General features: G+C 37.0%; 4 protein-coding genes. 1 reads left to right on the forward strand and 3 read right to left on the reverse strand.

Features of this window, described 5'->3' with window-relative positions:
- Window positions 1–40: 40 nt before the first annotated feature.
- From LPB136_RS07415 to LPB136_RS07425, 3 genes are all read right to left on the reverse strand, one after another.
- Window positions 41–18880 carry a DUF7507 domain-containing protein gene (locus LPB136_RS07415; protein ID WP_072555551.1) on the reverse strand — a complete coding sequence of 6280 codons (18840 nt, stop codon included), beginning with the start codon at window positions 18878–18880 and terminating at the stop codon, window positions 41–43.
- Between the two features lie 326 nt (window positions 18881–19206).
- A complete protein-coding gene (locus LPB136_RS07420; RefSeq protein WP_072555553.1) occupies window positions 19207–20184 on the reverse strand; it encodes an endonuclease/exonuclease/phosphatase family protein in 978 nt (325 codons plus the stop codon).
- Entirely contained in the window at window positions 20181–21800 is a 1620-nt protein-coding gene (locus tag LPB136_RS07425) for a mechanosensitive ion channel family protein (RefSeq protein WP_072556947.1), read from the reverse strand. Before LPB136_RS07425 ends, LPB136_RS07420 begins: the two co-directional genes overlap by 4 nt.
- Window positions 21801–21925: 125 nt before the next feature.
- On the opposite strand from LPB136_RS07425, the gene LPB136_RS07430 reads away from it, so the two are divergent.
- Window positions 21926–22384 (forward strand): Spy/CpxP family protein refolding chaperone, encoded by a 459-nt coding sequence (locus LPB136_RS07430; RefSeq protein ID WP_072555555.1) that lies wholly within the window; start codon window positions 21926–21928, stop codon window positions 22382–22384.
- Window positions 22385–22393 lie beyond the last annotated feature (9 nt).

The following is a 22393-nucleotide window of genomic DNA, read 5'->3' on the forward strand; positions in this document are numbered from 1 at the left end:
GAAAGTTTAATCTGTCTTCTTTTTAATTTATTCTTTTAAATTACCTGTTAATATATATCCATCCTGAATTTACTCTAGAACCATCACCTAAATCTAATAGGTAATAATATGTTCCTACAGGTAACTCTTTATCTTTTGCAACTGTTGCTCTTCCATTTGAAATACCTTCAAAATTGTTTTGATAGTTTTTAGCTTCAAACACTATATTACCCCATCTATTATAGATATATAATGTATTGTTTGGATAATTATGTAAACCTTGAATCACAAAGAAATCACCATCTCCATCTCCGTTTGGAGATATTTCATTAAAGATTTCTAAATCGTTTTGAGTCTCTAACATTGTAATTGTTGGATCATCTGGATTTGCATCATTATTTACATCTATATCAGACGGATTACTTGGATCATCAGATATATCACTAACAATATTACCGTTACTGTCTTGCCCTTTAGCCGTTGCAGTATTTTCAACCATACCTGCTTGAAGGTCTGCAATTGTTAAGTTATATATAGCTGTAAATGTTGTACTATCAGTTGCTCCTACCAATAAATTAATTGGACCACCATTTACTGATACTAAATCATCAGTAATAGTAATTTCAAATAAGTTCACATTACCAGTATTTGTTACTGTAAATGAATAATGAATAGCATCTCCTTCATCAACAACATCATTATTATTAGCATCTACATATTCAGCTTCTTTTAATAATGAAATTCTTGCTATTTCAAATTCTGTTACTGTTGGATCATCACCTGCTCCTGTATCATCTGCTGGATTTGCACTATCTGAAATATCTGTTACTGGTTGCCCCATAGCATCTGTTCCACTAGCAATAGCAGAATTTACAAGTCTACCGTTTTCAATATCAGTTTGTGTCATTGTATAATTAGCAATAACAATACCTGTTTCATTAGGCTCTAAAGTTGATGGCACAACTGGTAAATTTGAAATACCGATAGTTGTATCGTCAATAATTACGTTATCTATAGTTACATTTCCTGTATTAGTTACCGTAAAAGTATAAGCGATTTCATCTCCTGCATCTGTTAAGTTATTACCATTAGTATCTATAACTTGTGCTCCTTTTACTAAAGATAAACTTGGCATTTCTGCAATTGAGAATACTACGGTATCATCATCAGCCACATCATTATCGAAAGGATCATTACCAATAGCAGTTGCTGTATTTGTTACATTTCCTGTATCAATATCATCCTGTGTTAAATTGTATGTTGCAGTAACATTACCTGTATCAGATGGTGTTAACACATCTACAACTCCTACAACTCCACCAAGTAATGGATCATTTACTACAATATCTGTAATAGTTACATTTCCATTGTTAGTTATTACGAAGTTATACTGTAATTGGTCTCCAAAATCAATATCTCCATTTCCATTTGTATCTAAATACACAAATGTTTTAGTTAAATTAATTACTGGATTTTGCTGTAAAAATACTTCTGTATCATTATCTGGTTCTCCATCTCCATCAGAATCTATTAATGGATCGTTAGCTGGATTTCCATCTGCATTAGAATCTACTCCACTTGTTGCATAGTCTCTATCATGAGATACATCTCTAACTTCATCACAATCTATTCCTACAGGATCTGCAACTATAAATGCAGTGTTTAAAACATGTCCATAGTCAATATCTGCCTGAGTAATTGTATAACTCTGTGTTGTAGTTAATGATTGCCCTACAAGAATTTCTTCAAATTCTCCAACAAATCCACCAAGTAATGCATCAAATATTTCTGCATTTAATAATGTAATATTACCAGTATTTACTGCTGTAAATTGGAAAGTAATAATATCACCTGGAACTGGATTTGAAACATCTCCTGAAAAAGAAATATCTTCTTTATATAAAACGATGTCTGGCATACAACCAAAGTCGATTATTGTTGGGTCATCTGGATTCCCATCTCCATTAGAATCTACATTTGAATTATTGTTTGGATCATCAGATATATCTGTTATTGGAGCACCGTTTGGAGCTTCACCTGTTACAGTTGCTGAATTTTCTACCATTCCTGCATCTATATCAGATTGTAATAATGTATATGTTGCATTATAAATCCAAACTTCTTCTAAGTCTAAAATTGAATCTGTATTGTCATCTCCAGAAACTGGACCAGAAATAATACCTCCTAATAATGGGTCATTTAAACTTACATCAGTAATAGTTGTATTACCTGTATTTGTCAAAGTAAAATTATAATCAATAGTATCACCAGCTTGCAAACCATCTCCTCCATCAACTAATACTCCTGTCTTATCCAAGTTCATACTTGCGTCTTGAGGAATGTATGTATTTGTTGCATCATCTCCTGCTCCAGTATCATCACCTGCATTTCCTGAGTCTGAGGCATCCATTATAGTTGCACCACTTGGATCCGTTCCACTTGTTTGTGCTTCGTTAGTCACAACTCCTGCATCAATATCTGCCTGCGTTAATACATAACTTGCTGTAAACTGTAAAATATCTCCTGGGTTTGCATCAAAAATAGCTGCATCGCCTCCTAAAGCTACTCCACCTCCTGTATAAACTGGTGTTGGTGTTGTTCCTGTTCCTGAGAAGGTTGTTTCTGTTACACTTATATCATTTACTGATGTGTTTCCTGTGTTCTCAACTGTATACGTATATGTAATAGTCTTCGTTGCTAAATCTAATGTTGAACTTTTTGTTAATGTCAACTCTGAACTTAATGGTAATAATGTTAATGTATCATCATCATCGTTTGGTCCATCATTCGCATTTCCTGAATCTGAATCATCACTTACTGAATTTCCGTTTGGATCTTCTCCTTCTGCTACGGCTTCATTGATTACTTGTCCTGCATTTACATCCGTTTGGGTAATCGTGTAACTTGCACTTAATGTCTGATTCGCCATTGGCGCTAAACTCACAATAGTTCCTACTAATGTTGGCGTTAAATTACTATCTGCTACATCAATACTGGTTACTGTTACATTTCCTGTATTGGTTACTACAAACGTATAGTTAATTTGATCACCTGGACTTACAACGCCGTCTCCGTTTGTGTCGGTATAAGAACTTGTTTTAACTAACTCTAATGCTGGTGTTGGTGCAATTGCTAAGTTGGTTGGATCATTGGTATCATCTGTATCTGCATCACTGTTTCCTGGTTGACCTTCGTCATCATTTGGATTCGTACTATCTGAGGTATCTGATACTCCTGTTCCACTTGGATCGGTTCCACTTGCTGTTGCAGTGTTTTCCACATTTCCTGCATTTACATCGGCTTGTGTAATTGTATATACTGATGTAATTACTCCTGTTTCTGTTGGTTGTAACGTTGCTGGTGTTACTACCGCATTGCTTAAGCCAATAGTTGCATCGGTTACCGTTACAGCTTCAATAGTAGTACTTCCTGTATTTTCTACTGTAAATGTATAGGTTACTTGATCGCCTGCTCCTACTAAACCATCGCCATTTGTATCGGTTAAAGGACTTACACCTTTGGTTAATGCGATACTGCTTGTGGTTGGTAATGGACTGTTGGTTGGATCATTATCAGCTCCTGTATCATCAGCTGCATTTCCTGAATCTGAAGCATCAGTTACTGGTGTTCCGCTTGCATCGGTTCCACTTGCTAAGGCTTCGTTACTAATTGTTCCTGCATTGATATCAGCTTGTGTAATCATGTAACTTGCTGTGAACGTAATTACATCTCCTGGAATCGCATCAAATGCATCTGCTTCTCCATCTAAATCTGCACCTCCTGTGCTATACATTGGTGTTGGTTCTGTTCCTGATCCTGTAAACGTTGTTTCAGCTACTGTTACATCATTCACCGTTACGTTTCCTGTGTTTTCTACAGTATAAACATAGTTGATTACATCATTGGTATCTAATCCCGTTGGCGCATTATCAACATACGTACTTGTTTTTATTAAAGTCAATTCTGGACTTGCTGGAATTGCTGTTGCTGTTGCATCATCTCCTGCTCCAGTATCATCACCTGCATTTCCTGAGTCTGAGGCATCCATTATAGTTGCACCACTTGGATCCGTTCCACTTGTTTGTGCTTCGTTAGTCACAACTCCTGCATCAATATCTGCCTGCGTTAATACATAACTTGCTGTAAACTGTAAAATATCTCCTGGGTTTGCATCAAAAATAGCTGCATCGCCTCCTAAAGCTACTCCACCTCCTGTATAAACTGGTGTTGGTGTTGTTCCTGTTCCTGAGAAGGTTGTTTCTGTTACACTTATATCATTTACTGATGTGTTTCCTGTGTTCTCAACTGTATACGTATATGTAATAGTCTTCGTTGCTAAATCTAATGTTGAACTTTTTGTTAATGTCAACTCTGAACTTAATGGTAATAATGTTAATGTATCATCATCATCGTTTGGTCCATCATTCGCATTTCCTGAATCTGAATCATCACTTACTGAATTTCCGTTTGGATCTTCTCCTTCTGCTACGGCTTCATTGATTACTTGTCCTGCATTTACATCCGTTTGGGTAATCGTGTAACTTGCACTTAATGTCTGATTCGCCATTGGCGCTAAACTCACAATAGTTCCTACTAATGTTGGCGTTAAATTACTATCTGCTACATCAATACTGGTTACTGTTACATTTCCTGTATTGGTTACTACAAACGTATAGTTAATTTGATCACCTGGACTTACAACGCCGTCTCCGTTTGTGTCGGTATAAGAACTTGTTTTAACTAACTCTAATGCTGGTGTTGGTGCAATTGCTAAGTTGGTTGGATCATTGGTATCATCTGTATCTGCATCACTGTTTCCTGGTTGACCTTCGTCATCATTTGGATTCGTACTATCTGAGGTATCTGATACTCCTGTTCCACTTGGATCGGTTCCACTTGCTGTTGCAGTGTTTTCCACATTTCCTGCATTTACATCGGCTTGTGTAATTGTATATACTGATGTAATTACTCCTGTTTCTGTTGGTTGTAACGTTGCTGGTGTTACTACCGCATTGCTTAAGCCAATAGTTGCATCGGTTACCGTTACAGCTTCAATAGTAGTACTTCCTGTATTTTCTACTGTAAATGTATAGGTTACTTGATCGCCTGCTCCTACTAAACCATCGCCATTTGTATCGGTTAAAGGACTTACACCTTTGGTTAATGCGATACTGCTTGTGGTTGGTAATGGACTGTTGGTTGGATCATTATCAGCTCCTGTATCATCAGCTGCATTTCCTGAATCTGAAGCATCAGTTACTGGTGTTCCGCTTGCATCGGTTCCACTTGCTAAGGCTTCGTTACTAATTGTTCCTGCATTGATATCAGCTTGTGTAATCATGTAACTTGCTGTGAACGTAATTACATCTCCTGGAATCGCATCAAATGCATCTGCTTCTCCATCTAAATCTGCACCTCCTGTGCTATACATTGGTGTTGGTTCTGTTCCTGATCCTGTAAACGTTGTTTCAGCTACTGTTACATCATTCACCGTTACGTTTCCTGTGTTTTCTACAGTATAAACATAGTTGATTACATCATTGGTATCTAATCCCGTTGGCGCATTATCAACATACGTACTTGTTTTTATTAAAGTCAATTCTGGACTTGCTGGAATTGCTGTTGCTGTTGCATCATCTCCTGCTCCTGTATCATCACCTGCATTTCCTGAATCTGAAGCATCCATTATAGTTGCTCCACTTGGATCCGTTCCACTTGTTTGTGCTTCGTTGGTTACAACTCCTGCATCAATATCGGCTTGTGTTAATACATAACTTGCTGTAAACTGTAAAACGTCTCCTGGGTTTGCATCAAAAATAGTTGCATCGCCTCCTAAAGCTACTCCACCTCCTGTATAAACTGGTGTTGGTGTAGTTCCTGTTCCTGAGAACGTTGTTTCTGTTACACTTATATCATTTATTGATGTGTTTCCTGTGTTCTCAACTGTATACGTATATGTAATAGTCTTCGTTGCTAAATCTAATGTTGAACTTTTTGTTAATGTCAACTCTGAACTTAATGGTAATAATGTTAATGTATCATCATCATCGTTTGGTCCATCATTCGCATTTCCTGAATCTGAATCATCACTTACTGAATTTCCGTTTGGATCTTCTCCTTCTGCTACGGCTTCATTGATTACTTGTCCTGCATTTACATCCGTTTGGGTAATCGTGTAACTTGCACTTAATGTCTGATTCGCCATTGGCGCTAAACTCACAATAGTTCCTACTAATGTTGGCGTTAAATTACTATCTGCTACATCAATACTGGTTACTGTTACATTTCCTGTATTGGTTACTACAAACGTATAGTTAATTTGATCACCTGGACTTACAACGCCGTCTCCGTTTGTGTCGGTATAAGAACTTGTTTTAACTAACTCTAATGCTGGTGTTGGTGCAATTGCTAAGTTGGTTGGATCATTGGTATCATCTGTATCTGCATCACTGTTTCCTGGTTGACCTTCGTCATCATTTGGATTCGTACTATCTGAGGTATCTGATACTCCTGTTCCACTTGGATCGGTTCCACTTGCTGTTGCAGTGTTTTCCACATTTCCTGCATTTACATCGGCTTGTGTAATTGTATATACTGATGTAATTACTCCTGTTTCTGTTGGTTGTAACGTTGCTGGTGTTACTACCGCATTGCTTAAGCCAATAGTTGCATCGGTTACCGTTACAGCTTCAATAGTAGTACTTCCTGTATTTTCTACTGTAAATGTATAGGTTACTTGATCGCCTGCTCCTACTAAACCATCGCCATTTGTATCGGTTAAAGGACTTACACCTTTGGTTAATGCGATACTGCTTGTGGTTGGTAATGGACTGTTGGTTGGATCATTATCAGCTCCTGTATCATCAGCTGCATTTCCTGAATCTGAAGCATCAGTTACTGGTGTTCCGCTTGCATCGGTTCCACTTGCTAAGGCTTCGTTACTAATTGTTCCTGCATTGATATCAGCTTGTGTAATCATGTAACTTGCTGTGAACGTAATTACATCTCCTGGAATCGCATCAAATGCATCTGCTTCTCCATCTAAATCTGCACCTCCTGTGCTATACATTGGTGTTGGTTCTGTTCCTGATCCTGTAAACGTTGTTTCAGCTACTGTTACATCATTCACCGTTACGTTTCCTGTGTTTTCTACAGTATAAACATAGTTGATTACATCATTGGTATCTAATCCCGTTGGCGCATTATCAACATACGTACTTGTTTTTATTAAAGTCAATTCTGGACTTGCTGGAATTGCTGTTGCTGTTGCATCATCTCCTGCTCCAGTATCATCACCTGCATTTCCTGAGTCTGAGGCATCCATTATAGTTGCACCACTTGGATCCGTTCCACTTGTTTGTGCTTCGTTAGTCACAACTCCTGCATCAATATCTGCCTGCGTTAATACATAACTTGCTGTAAACTGTAAAATATCTCCTGGGTTTGCATCAAAAATAGCTGCATCGCCTCCTAAAGCTACTCCACCTCCTGTATAAACTGGTGTTGGTGTTGTTCCTGTTCCTGAGAAGGTTGTTTCTGTTACACTTATATCATTTACTGATGTGTTTCCTGTGTTCTCAACTGTATACGTATATGTAATAGTCTTCGTTGCTAAATCTAATGTTGAACTTTTTGTTAATGTCAACTCTGAACTTAATGGTAATAATGTTAATGTATCATCATCATCGTTTGGTCCATCATTCGCATTTCCTGAATCTGAATCATCACTTACTGAATTTCCGTTTGGATCTTCTCCTTCTGCTACGGCTTCATTGATTACTTGTCCTGCATTTACATCCGTTTGGGTAATCGTGTAACTTGCACTTAATGTCTGATTCGCCATTGGCGCTAAACTCACAATAGTTCCTACTAATGTTGGCGTTAAATTACTATCTGCTACATCAATACTGGTTACTGTTACATTTCCTGTATTGGTTACTACAAACGTATAGTTAATTTGATCACCTGGACTTACAACGCCGTCTCCGTTTGTGTCGGTATAAGAACTTGTTTTAACTAACTCTAATGCTGGTGTTGGTGCAATTGCTAAGTTGGTTGGATCATTGGTATCATCTGTATCTGCATCACTGTTTCCTGGTTGACCTTCGTCATCATTTGGATTCGTACTATCTGAGGTATCTGATACTCCTGTTCCACTTGGATCGGTTCCACTTGCTGTTGCAGTGTTTTCCACATTTCCTGCATTTACATCGGCTTGTGTAATTGTATATACTGATGTAATTACTCCTGTTTCTGTTGGTTGTAACGTTGCTGGTGTTACTACCGCATTGCTTAAGCCAATAGTTGCATCGGTTACCGTTACAGCTTCAATAGTAGTACTTCCTGTATTTTCTACTGTAAATGTATAGGTTACTTGATCGCCTGCTCCTACTAAACCATCGCCATTTGTATCGGTTAAAGGACTTACACCTTTGGTTAATGCGATACTGCTTGTGGTTGGTAATGGACTGTTGGTTGGATCATTATCAGCTCCTGTATCATCAGCTGCATTTCCTGAATCTGAAGCATCAGTTACTGGTGTTCCGCTTGCATCGGTTCCACTTGCTAAGGCTTCGTTACTAATTGTTCCTGCATTGATATCAGCTTGTGTAATCATGTAACTTGCTGTGAACGTAATTACATCTCCTGGAATCGCATCAAATGCATCTGCTTCTCCATCTAAATCTGCACCTCCTGTGCTATACATTGGTGTTGGTTCTGTTCCTGATCCTGTAAACGTTGTTTCAGCTACTGTTACATCATTCACCGTTACGTTTCCTGTGTTTTCTACAGTATAAACATAGTTGATTACATCATTGGTATCTAATCCCGTTGGCGCATTATCAACATACGTACTTGTTTTTATTAAAGTCAATTCTGGACTTGCTGGAATTGCTGTTGCTGTTGCATCATCTCCTGCTCCAGTATCATCACCTGCATTTCCTGAGTCTGAGGCATCCATTATAGTTGCACCACTTGGATCCGTTCCACTTGTTTGTGCTTCGTTAGTCACAACTCCTGCATCAATATCTGCCTGCGTTAATACATAACTTGCTGTAAACTGTAAAATATCTCCTGGGTTTGCATCAAAAATAGCTGCATCGCCTCCTAAAGCTACTCCACCTCCTGTATAAACTGGTGTTGGTGTTGTTCCTGTTCCTGAGAAGGTTGTTTCTGTTACACTTATATCATTTACTGATGTGTTTCCTGTGTTCTCAACTGTATACGTATATGTAATAGTCTTCGTTGCTAAATCTAATGTTGAACTTTTTGTTAATGTCAACTCTGAACTTAATGGTAATAATGTTAATGTATCATCATCATCGTTTGGTCCATCATTCGCATTTCCTGAATCTGAATCATCACTTACTGAATTTCCGTTTGGATCTTCTCCTTCTGCTACGGCTTCATTGATTACTTGTCCTGCATTTACATCCGTTTGGGTAATCGTGTAACTTGCACTTAATGTCTGATTCGCCATTGGCGCTAAACTCACAATAGTTCCTACTAATGTTGGCGTTAAATTACTATCTGCTACATCAATACTGGTTACTGTTACATTTCCTGTATTGGTTACTACAAACGTATAGTTAATTTGATCACCTGGACTTACAACGCCGTCTCCGTTTGTGTCGGTATAAGAACTTGTTTTAACTAACTCTAATGCTGGTGTTGGTGCAATTGCTAAGTTGGTTGGATCATTGGTATCATCTGTATCTGCATCACTGTTTCCTGGTTGACCTTCGTCATCATTTGGATTCGTACTATCTGAGGTATCTGATACTCCTGTTCCACTTGGATCGGTTCCACTTGCTGTTGCAGTGTTTTCCACATTTCCTGCATTTACATCGGCTTGTGTAATTGTATATACTGATGTAATTACTCCTGTTTCTGTTGGTTGTAACGTTGCTGGTGTTACTACCGCATTGCTTAAGCCAATAGTTGCATCGGTTACCGTTACAGCTTCAATAGTAGTACTTCCTGTATTTTCTACTGTAAATGTATAGGTTACTTGATCGCCTGCTCCTACTAAACCATCGCCATTTGTATCGGTTAAAGGACTTACACCTTTGGTTAATGCGATACTGCTTGTGGTTGGTAATGGACTGTTGGTTGGATCATTATCAGCTCCTGTATCATCAGCTGCATTTCCTGAATCTGAAGCATCAGTTACTGGTGTTCCGCTTGCATCGGTTCCACTTGCTAAGGCTTCGTTACTAATTGTTCCTGCATTGATATCAGCTTGTGTAATCATGTAACTTGCTGTGAACGTAATTACATCTCCTGGAATCGCATCAAATGCATCTGCTTCTCCATCTAAATCTGCACCTCCTGTGCTATACATTGGTGTTGGTTCTGTTCCTGATCCTGTAAACGTTGTTTCAGCTACTGTTACATCATTCACCGTTACGTTTCCTGTGTTTTCTACAGTATAAACATAGTTGATTACATCATTGGTATCTAATCCCGTTGGCGCATTATCAACATACGTACTTGTTTTTATTAAAGTCAATTCTGGACTTGCTGGAATTGCTGTTGCTGTTGCATCATCTCCTGCTCCTGTATCATCACCTGCATTTCCTGAATCTGAAGCATCCATTATAGTTGCTCCACTTGGATCCGTTCCACTTGTTTGTGCTTCGTTGGTTACAACTCCTGCATCAATATCGGCTTGTGTTAATACATAACTTGCTGTAAACTGTAAAACGTCTCCTGGGTTTGCATCAAAAATAGTTGCATCGCCTCCTAAAGCTACTCCACCTCCTGTATAAACTGGTGTTGGTGTAGTTCCTGTTCCTGAGAACGTTGTTTCTGTTACACTTATATCATTTATTGATGTATTTCCTGTGTTCTCAACTGTATACGTATATGTAATAGTCTTCGTTGCTAAATCTAATGTTGAACTTTTTGTTAATGTCAACTCTGAACTTAATGGTAATAATGTTAATGTATCATCATCATCGTTTGGTCCATCATTCGCATTTCCTGAATCTGAATCATCACTTACTGAATTTCCGTTTGGATCAGTTCCGATTGCAACTGCTTCGTTGATTACTTGTCCTGCATTTACATCCGTTTGCGTAATCGTATAACTTGCACTTAAGGTCTGATTCGCCATTGGTGCTAAACTCGCAATAGTTCCTACTAATGTTGGTGTTAAGTTACTATCTGTTACATCAATACTCGTTACTGTTACATTTCCTGTATTGGTTACTACAAACGTATAGTTAATTTGATCACCTGGACTTACAACGCCATCGCCATTTGTGTCGGCATAAGAACTTGTTTTAACCAATTCTAAAGATGGATCGCAAACTATAATTTCTGCAGTTGTAGAATTTATACAACCAGTAGTTGCGTCTACAAAAGTATACTCAATTGTATAAGTTTCTGCTGTTAAAACTGCTGGATCAAAAGTTGTATTTGCAGTACCATTAATTGTAATAACTGTTCCTGTTCCTCCAGAACTAAAAGCAGGAGTAACTATTGTTGTTAAGTCTAAAGCTGGTTCTCCTGCACAAACATAAATTGGAGCTGTTATAACTGGCGTTGGCAATGCATCAATTGTTAAATTCATAACGTCTGATACTACTGTTGAACAACTTCCAATTCCTGTTACTGTCTTTGTTAATTGAACTACTGATGCAGATTGATCTGCTGTTCCTAAACTATAAACTGGTGTTTCTGCCGTGGCATCATCAAAAGTTCCGTCTCCACTTGTTGTCCAAGTTACAGTACCTGACGTTGATGTTGCAACTGTGGTTGCTGTACTTAAATCAAAACTTCCGCCATCGGCACAAATTGATTCATCTGATCCGGCATTTACCTCTGGTGTTGGATCTATTGTTACCGTTATTGTTTCTGGATTTCCTACACAACCTCCTAAACATGTTGGTGTAACTACATAAGCTACCGTTAATGCTCCGCCTGTTGCGTTAGTAAAGGTGTCATTTGCTATTGCATTTGATGCTAATCCTGTTCCTGTTGTTGCGTTACTTCCACCTGCAACTAATCCCGAATCTGGTGTTACACTTACTAATTCCCATGTAGATGCTGCTACACTAGTCGGTAAAACATCTAAAGTTACCCCGATTGGCCCGTCACTACAAACAGTAGTATCCAATGCTGTTGAAACTACTGGTTCTGGGTTTACTGTAACAACTACATCAAACGGTGTACCTACACAACTATCTGGTGCTGCGCCTTCTGGTGTTACTGTATATGTTATCATTACTGGATCTGCTGTAACATTATTATAGGTGTCTGTAATATTTGCTGCACTTCCTGTAGTTCTTGCTCCTCCTGCTGGTACATTTCCGCCATCTGATGAAGCTACTGTATAAGTAAATGTACTTCCTGCTGATAATGATGATAAATCAAAATCTAATGCTTCGTCTGAACACACTACATCAGTTTGATTTGCGATACCATTTGGTGCTGCATTGATTGTTAATACAACTGGTGTTCTTGTTAAACTTGAACAACCATCTGTATTTGTTGATGCTGCATAATACGTAATCGTTCCTACTGAACTTAATGTTGGGGCACTTACTAAATTCCCTGCTGTTGCTGCATCATACCAAGTAATAGTAATACCTGCTAATGGCGCAACTGTTGTGCTAGCATCTAAAGTTTGTACTGGCTCCAATGCACACTCAGTAAGATCTCCTGAACTAACAGGTGCTACTGGAGCTGCATTTATAGTTAACGTTACTGCGGTTCTTGAACCTGAAATACATCCGGTTGCACTATTACTCGCTTCTGCATAATAAGTAACAGTCCCTACAGAGTCTAATGTTGCATTTGCTGGTAAAACTACGGTTCCTCCTGTTGCTGCATCATACCAAGTTAAAGTATCGCCATCTATTAAAGTAGCTGTTGCTGTTAAAGTCTGAATTGGTGATGCTTCACACTCTGTGATATCTCCGCCTGATGTTGGTGGCGTTGGTAAGGCATCAATTGTTAAGTTCATAACATCGGATACTACTGTTGAACAACTTCCAATTCCTGTTACTGTCTTTGTTAATTGAACTACTGATGCAGATTGATCTGCTGTTCCTAAACTATAAACTGGTGTTTCTGCGGTGGCATCATCAAAAGTTCCGTCTCCACTTGTTGTCCAAGTTACAGTCCCTGATGTTGATGTTGCAACTGTGGTTGCTGTACTTAAATCAAAACTTCCGCCATCGGCACAAATTGATTCATCTGATCCGGCATTTACCTCTGGTGTTGGATCTATTGTTACCGTTATTGTTTCTGGATTTCCTACACAACCTCCTAAACATGTTGGTGTAACTACATAAGCTACCGTTAATGCTCCGCCTGTTGCGTTAGTAAAGGTGTCATTTGCTATCGCATTTGATGGTAAGCCTGTTGCTGCTGTGGCGTTACTTCCACCTGCAACTAATCCCGAATCTGGTGTTACACTTACTAATTCCCATGTAGATGCTGCTACACTAGTCGGTAAAACATCTAAAGTTACCCCGATTGGCCCGTCACTACAAACAGTAGTATCCAATGCTGTTGAAACTACTGGTTCTGGGTTTACTGTAACAACTACATCAAACGGTGTACCTACACAACTATCTGGTGCTGCGCCTTCTGGTGTTACTGTATATGTTATCATTACTGGATCTGCTGTAACATTATTATAGGTGTCTGTAATATTTGCTGCACTTCCTGTAGTTCTTGCTCCTCCTGCTGGTACATTTCCGCCATCTGATGAAGCTACTGTATAAGTAAATGTACTTCCTGCTGATAATGCTGATAAATCAAAATCTAATGCTTCGTCTGAACACACTACATCAGTTTGATTTGCGATACCATTTGGTGCTGCATTGATTGTTAATACAACTGGTGTTCTTGTTAAACTTGAACAACCATCTGTATTTGTTGATGCTGCATAATACGTAATCGTTCCTACTGAACTTAATGTTGGGGCACTTACTAAATTCCCTGCTGTTGCTGCATCATACCAAGTAATAGTAATACCTGCTAATGGCGCAACTGTTGTGCTAGCATCTAAAGTTTGTACTGGCTCTAATGCACACTCAGTAAAATCTCCTGAACTAACAGGTGCTACTGGAGCTGCATTTATAGTTAACGTTACTGCGGTTCTTGAACCTGAAATACATCCGGTTGCATTGTTACTTGCTTCCGCGTAATAGGTTACCGTTCCTACTGAATCTAATATTGGTGTTGTAACTACAGCTCCACCCGTTGCTGCATCATACCATGTTAATGTATTGTTTCCTTCTACTAGGGTTGCTGTTGCTGTTAAGGTCTGAATTGGTGATGCTTCACACTCTGTGATATCTCCGCCTGATGTTGGTGGTGTTGGCAATGCATCAATTCTTAATACAAAATCTGAAACTACAGATGTTCCAGAACAACTACCCGTTCCAGTTACCGTTTTTGTTAAGGTTATAGTTCCTGCCGAGGCATCTGCAGGAGTTGGTGTATATGTTGGGTTTTCATTCGAAAGACTACTAAATACACCTGTACCACTTGTTGCCCAAGTTATTGTTCCGTTTGATGATGTTCCATCTGTAAAGGTGTACATTGCTCCTGTACATATGGATGCAAATGTTGTTGTTCCAACACTTGAAGTTGGCGCCGGACTTACTGTAACTGTAATAGTTTCAGTATCCCCTTCACAACCTGCAGTAGAAGTTGCTTGTACAACGTAAGCTACTGTTAAATCTCCAGTTGTTGTATTTGTAAACACATCATTTGCTATTGCATTTGATGGTAAACCTGTTGCGGTTGTAGCGTTAGAACCACCGGCAACCAAACCTGTTTGCGGAGTAATACTTATAATTCTCCAAGATGAAGCCGTGACACTTGTTGATGCTACATCTAGATTAACACCTACAACATTATCACTACATACTGTTGTATTTAATGTATTTGAAACAACGGGCTCTGGACTAACCGTAACTGTTATATCAAAAACTTGACCTGAACATGCACCTGCACCACTACCAATAGTTACTGTATAAATAATTGTAACTGGAGCTGCAGTGTTATTTACATAAGTATCCGTAATATTTGCAGACATTTCCGTTGTACGATCTGAACCTGCTGGAACATTTAATTGATCTGATGACGATACTGTATACGTTGTAGGAAATGCTGATATACCTACATTTAATGCTTCATTTGAACAAACTTCTTCTGTTAAATTTGGAAAAGGAGGCTCTTCTAACCTTAAAACTACCTCTTCTCTCACCGGGTTTACACATGAAGTTCCTGGATCAGAAACCTCTGCAAAATATGATACAGAACCTGTACCAGTTTGAGTAGGACTTGCAACCTGTGCACCACCTGTTAAAGCATCATACCATGTTACAGTTGTATTAGGGTTTAATGTAATAGCATTATTAGCATCTAATGTTTGCCCACTTTCGCACTCAATTAAATCTTGAACACTTGCTAATTTTGGTTGTTGATTTATAGTTAACACAACATCAAAAGGAGTTCCAGGACAATTACCTGGAGCTGGTCCAATTGGAGTTACTGTATAAGTTAAATTAATTGGGTTTAAACTTTCATTTTTAAAAGTACCCGAAATTGTAGTTCCAGTTCCTGGAGCTGGAGCTGGTATTTCCCCTGGATTTGAAGAAACAGTTGTGTAACTAAAAGTTGTTCCATCTGAAACAGTTGTTAAATCTAATGAATAAGGATTATCAGAACAAACTGCTCCAACTGTATTTGTACCAACTGGGGAATCAAAAATTGTTAATGTAAAATCTGAAGTTGCAGGTGTACCTGAACAACTTCCTGTTCCGTTTACAGTTTTTGTTAAAGTTATTGTTCCAGCTGTAGCATCCGCAGCGCTTGGAGTATATGTAGGGTTTTCATTAGAGACGCTACTAAAGGTACCTGTTCCGCTTGTAGTCCATGCTACTGTTCCGTTTGATGATGTTCCATTTGTAAAAGTGTACACTGCATCCGGACATATAGAACCCTCAGTCTCTGTACCTACACTTGATGTTGGTGTCGCATCAACAGTTATTGTTACCGTATCACTTACGGCAACACAAGGAGCTGTTACATCTGTTGTTAAAGTTAATACATAAACTCCTGCTGCAGTAGCACTAAAGTTTACGCTATCTGGTGTTGCGGTAGCAGTTGCTGGAGTTACTGAACCTGCACTTCCTGGATTGGTTGTAACTGTCCAAATTCCTGTTGTTGCACCACCTCCAATACTTGACCCAGATAATTGATAGTTTCCAAAACCTTCACATAATGTGGTATTTGGACCAGCTTCAACTGTTGGCTCTTCACTTATATTTAATGTAAATTCCGAAGTTACTAGTGTACCTGAACAAGTACCAACTCCGTTCACTGTTTTTGTTAACGTTACCGTTACTGCTGAAACATCTGCTGTACTTGGTGTATATGTTGGATTTTCATCTGTTGCGTTACTAAATGCTCCTGTTCCACTTGTAGACCAAGAGACAGTTCCTCCTGACGACGTTCCATCAGAAAAAGTATACATCTCACTTGAACATATTGTTGCTTCCGTTTCTGTTCCAACATTTGATGTTGGAGCAGGGTTTATAGTCACAGTAATCGTTTCTGTTTCACCAGTACAACCTGAAGCAGATGTTGCTTCCACAACATAATCTACTGTTAAGTCTCCTGTTGTTGAATTTGTATACACATCATTTGCTATTGCATTCGAAGCCATTCCTGGTCCCGTAGCAACATTAGAACTTCCTGCAACTAGCCCAGCTTGAGGACTAACACTAATAATTCTCCAAGATGCAGCTGCAACACTTGTTGGTTGCACATCTAAAACCACGTCAATAGTGTTATCACTACAAACTGTTGTATTTAATGTACTTGAAACAACTGGCTCAGGACTAACTGTAACTGTTATATCAAAAACTTCTCCTGCACATGCAGAAACCCCTCCAATAGTTACAGTATAAATAATTGTAACTGGCGCTGCAGTAGTATTGACATAAGTATCCGTAATATTTGCAGTCATTTCAGTTGTACGATCTGCACCTGCAGGAACGTTTAATTGATCTGAAGATGAAACTGTATAGGTTGCTGGAAATGCAGATATTCCAATATTTAATGCTTCATTTGAACAAACTGCTTCTGTTAAATCTGGAAAAGGTGGTGATTCTAATCTTAAAACCACTTCTTCTCTAACTGGATTAACACAAGGAGTTGCTGTATCAAAAATTTCAGCAAAATATGAAGTTGAACCAACAGTACTATGAGTTGGACTTGTAACTAGAATACCTCCTGTTAAAGCATCATACCATCTTACACCTGTATTAGGGTTTAAAGTAATGGCGTCATTAGCGTCTAGTGTTTGCCCACTAAAACATTCTATTAAGTCTTGTACACTTGCTAATTTGGGTTGTTGATTTACAGTTACAATAACTTCAAAAGGATCTCCAGGACAATTATTTGGAGATGGACCTATTGGTGTTACTGTATACGTAAGGTTTACTGGGTTTAGACTTTCATTTTTAAAAGTACCAGAAATTGTAGTTCCAGTACCAGCTGCTGGAGAAGGGATTACTCCTGCATTTGATGAAACGGCTGTATAACTAAAATCTGTTCCATCTGACACTGTTGTTAAATCTAATGAAAATGGATCATCAGAACACACCGCTTCAGAAGTATCTGTTCCTACTGGTGAATCGAAAATTGTTAATGTTACATCTGATCTGGAAGCACTAACACAACCAAAAGAATTACCAACCTCAGCATAATACACAATAGTACCAACTGAATCTAATGTTGGGCTAGGTACTATATTACCTCCTGTTAAAGCATCATACCAAGTCGCACTTTCCCCTGGTTGTAACGGTAAAGCATCGTTAGCGTCTAATGTCTGTATTGGAAATTCTTCACACTCTTCAATTGAATACGTTGAAAAAGTTGGATTAGGTCTTACTTGAGCAGTAGCAGAATCTGAGAATGTATCGGTACATCTAGGTTCATCTATATAACTAACGGTAACACTCAACTCATAAGGACCTGGTGTATTACCTGCTGTTACAGTTACAGTTTCCTGATCCGTATTTGTTAAAGTAATATCCCCTGAAATAACATTCCAACTATACGCTAAGGGCAAATCTCCACTAGCATCTACAGTAATTGCAGCTGATTCCCCAACACATAAATCTGATGATGGTAGAGGTGAATTTATAGTAGGTTTTGAAAAAACATCCCAAGTGATACTTTCTATACGTGCACAATTTCCTGGAGCAGAACATGGGCCATCAGTTTCATTACCACTATTACCAGCAGTTCCTCCTTTTGACCTCAATTCTAAACTAACTACTCCATCTGCAGCTAAGGCACTTATATCATCTCCTAATAAATCTATAGTTACGGTACTTACTGTACCAGAACACTCACCTAATCTACTTGGAGGAATACCTCCAATTACTTCATTATTTTCATCAATTACAAGCACCCATTCTGTACCACTATTAAAATCTCCCTGCGTATTAATTACTGTTGTTGCGTTTGAACACGTTGTGGTTTCTCCAGGTGGTACTGTAAAATTAAAAAGAAAATCTGGCCCTTCAGTTCCTACCTGACAGTATTGAGCATCGGTTAAATTACCAGTAGTTGTTGCTTGATAATTAGTAGGGTTTGCATCTCCTGCTGCTGTTTCTGCAGTAACATCTATTGTTACAACAATTCCAGCATCCCCTGGATTATTTCCTGATGCAGGTATTGGATTGTAAAACTCATTTACAACAGCTTGCGTAATTGTAGCACAACCTGGTTTTGCTTGTATTTCTGCTAAAGTTTGTGTTTGAGCACTGACTGAAAAACACCCTAATATCAAAAAGAAAGCTGATATTAATGTTTTTTTAAGATTATTACTAATTCTTAAATTAATGTAAAATATTCTCATACAAGGGAGCGTTAAGTGATTTATTTAAACTAAAAATTACATCAAGTTCTTTGAACTAAAAACTTGAATTGAAATAAATGTAATTTTCTATGATATTAAAATTTAGACACAATTTCTAGGTAAATGTCACACGGACACTTAGTCGAATGCCTAGTTTTTAATTCAATTTCATAAAAAAAATGAGCATAAAAACTCAATTTAAAACAAATATAGACGGAATTTAAGAAAATTTTAAGAAATTATTAAGAAAATTAAGACTAGGGAGCAAAACTTAACATTGGCATAATAATAATAACTATTTAAAACAAGCAGATATTTATAATATTTTACTTCAATTTAAAACGCATCTCTACAGGTATATGATCAGAAGCTTCACCAAACTGTGTTAACACTTTTCCATTTACATACTCTATTGAATTCTTTGTGTAAAAAATGTAATCTATTCTTTCAATAGGATTTTTAGAATCGAATGTGTTTCCTGGGTTTTCAGTATTAAAAGCTGCATTACCAACATCTTCTAAAGCAAACATTTTTTGAATTATTGCTTCTTTGTCTCTGGCTCTTGAATTAAAATCACCCAATAAAATGGTTGGATATTCATTTTTATAAGAATTAAACAATTCTAAAACAGCATTAAACTGATTTACTCTTGTAGTTTTATCAAACGCTTCTAAATGCACATTTATAACTACAACCTCTTTATTTTCAATTATAATTTTAGTTATTTGAGCTAAACGTTCAATGTATAAAGCATCTCTATAAAACGGAGCATCTGCTACGCGTTCTAAAACTATACGTTTATATTCTTTTATAGGATATTTACTGATGATTGATTGCCCAGAATGCATTCTACCAAAGTGCATACTTGGTGGCCAATACGGAAAAGGCACATAAGTTTCATCCCAATTTGTACCTTCAGCAATATAGTTATAGCCTAATTTTGCAATTTCGTCTTGCTGATCTACATCATAAGATCTTGCTGCGGCATAATCTATTTCTTGAAACGCAATAATATCTGCATTTACTTTTTTAAATTCGGTAGTTACAATTTCTAAATTTTTATCAAACAGCTCTTTTGGTTTTGCAACTGCTCTGTTATTTGTCATTCCGCTTAAATAACCAATATTATAGGTTACAATACTATAAACGCTATCGTTATCTGTAATTGTTGGATATTCTTTTGTAATTAATTTTTCATACTGGTTTTCTTCCATGGTTGGAGAAGATGCCCAAACAAAAAACAATGCAAAAGCAATTAATAATAAAAAAACAAATAAACTTAGTGTTTTAAAAAAGCGTTTCATTTAAGATGGTTTTTAGTGAATTCCTCTACTACTTTAGTAATAGATGTATTTATATTTTCTGGATTTGTATTATAGGCTAAATCTACGGATTTTTTATCAGGAAATTGTTCTATCATAATTGTTGATGATGGAAAAGCAAATTCTACCCCTAATGCTTTTGCTAATTTTACAATTGCTATATGGAATTTATGCTTTGAAGATTGCTCAACACCCCATTCTAAAGATTTAAAATACACATTTACTAAAATTAGCAATGCCGAATCTCCAAAACCATTAAACTCAACATTATAAGATTCTGATCTTGTTTCTGGATGCGCAATAATAATTTCTCTTACACCTTTAACAAAGGCTTCAATTAATTCTGGCGGAGTATCGTAACGAATACCCAATTGCGTATTGTAACGTCTAAATAAACGCAAACCTTTATTATTAATAGTGATTTCTGCTAATTTGCTATTCGGAATTTGATAGATTGATGTGTCTACTCCTCTAATTCTGGTTGATCTAAAACCAACCTCTTCTACTTCACCAGAAATACTATCTGCCTCAACCCAATCTCCGATATGAAACGGCTTATCTAAAAAGATCATAACCGTTCCTATTAAATTTTTAACCGTGTCTTGAGAGGCTAATGCTAACGCCAAACCACCAATTGAAACTCCAGCTATTACCGCAGTTGTGTCTATTCCTAATAAAGTTAATAATTTTAAGAAACCTAAAAAGAGCACAATTCCTGTTAAAAATTTATGCAAAATTGGCACTAATTGATCATCTAATCTTCCGTGTGTTCTTTCTGTAAATTCAGAATAGATTCTCATTACAACTTTCACCAATTTTAAGAACACATAAATCCAAAAAACTGTTGCTGCAATATTTAAAATTAAGAAAACCCATTTATTTACATGTAAGCCAAATTTTAAAGACGGAAAAATAGTTTCTATAAACCATATACCAACCAACAAACTAATTGGATGCGCTAACTTTTTTAAAAATGAATTTATTTCTGCATTCTTACTATGTGTTATCCTGTATTGAACTTTTCTTAAAATGAAATACGAAATCCATTTACAGATAAAATAAATTACAAAGGCAATTCCAAATAAAATAAGACTCATTAGTATTTGCCACAATTCTATGCCAAATAGTTTTTTATGACCAGCATCTGGAACAAAGTCTTGAATTTTTCTAACATACCAAGGATAAACCTCATTATAAAGTGCATCTATATTTTGTATTGTTTCTTCTGAATAATGCCAATTTTTATCCGTTTTTTCAACCGAAATTAATGGCATTCTGTTTGGAAACAAAACATATTTATAAGATTTCACATAACCAATAGTATCGTTATAATTTGGGTTTGTTGGTATTTTACTAAAATCCACAAACAAACCTTTTCCATCTAAAACTTGTTTTATCCTTTTCGCTTTTTTTATAGCCAAATCTTCTGGCAAACCATTAATAGTCTTTGCCGCTTTCTTAGGAAAATAACTATCCGACTGCAAAAAATACAAATGTGTGTAAATTGTAGCATTAGGATTGGAAAGATTTACTTTCTCAGTATTTTGAGCAAAAGTAAATGTAGTTATTGATAGGAATATAAATAATAAGTTTCTCATTAGAGTACGATTTTCTATAGCTGGAAGATTGTTAATCATCTGTTAAAGTAAAAACCAAAGTTAAACCTTTTTAAAATCTGACGGTCTTAGATATGTAAATAATTTATAAACTTAAAATAATAAAGATGAAACAAATAGTAACAATAGTAGCATTATTGTTTGCTGTAACTTTTACTGCACAAGCACAGAAAAAACAAAAACGTGGAGATTTTGAAAAATTAACCGTTGCACAACAGGCCGATTTAAAACTTAAGAAAATGACTTTAGCTTTAGATTTAACAGCAAGCCAACAAACTCAAATGAAGTCACTTATTACAGAGCAAATTTCTGAAAGAAAAGCAATGTTTGAGAAGCGTAAAGCAATGAAAGAAAGCGGAGAAAAACGTAAAAAACTTTCTGCCGACGAACGCTACGCTATGCAAAGTAAAAAATTAGACAAGCAAATTGCAATGAAAAGCAAGATGAAAAATATTTTAAACGATGAGCAATTTGCCAAGTTTGAAAAGAAGTTTGCAAAGCAAAAAGGAAAAATGAAAAGAAAGATGAATAAGAAGCGTAAAGGCAAAAAAGAAAATAGAAAATAAATTAGTTTA

The sequence above is a fragment of the Tenacibaculum todarodis genome (assembly GCF_001889045.1).
Classification (GTDB): Bacteria; Bacteroidota; Bacteroidia; order Flavobacteriales; family Flavobacteriaceae; genus Polaribacter; species Polaribacter todarodis.

Excerpts from the sequence above, each read along its gene's own strand:
- LPB136_RS07415 (WP_072555551.1), bottom strand. The coding sequence starts at position 18,880 with ATGAGAATATTTTACATTAATTTAAGAATTAGTAATAATCTTAAAAAA.
- LPB136_RS07420 (WP_072555553.1), bottom strand. The coding sequence starts at position 20,184 with ATGAAACGCTTTTTTAAAACACTAAGTTTATTTGTTTTTTTATTATTA.
- LPB136_RS07430 (WP_072555555.1), top strand. The coding sequence starts at position 21,926 with ATGAAACAAATAGTAACAATAGTAGCATTATTGTTTGCTGTAACTTTT.
- LPB136_RS07425 (WP_072556947.1), bottom strand. The coding sequence starts at position 21,800 with ATGAGAAACTTATTATTTATATTCCTATCAATAACTACATTTACTTTT.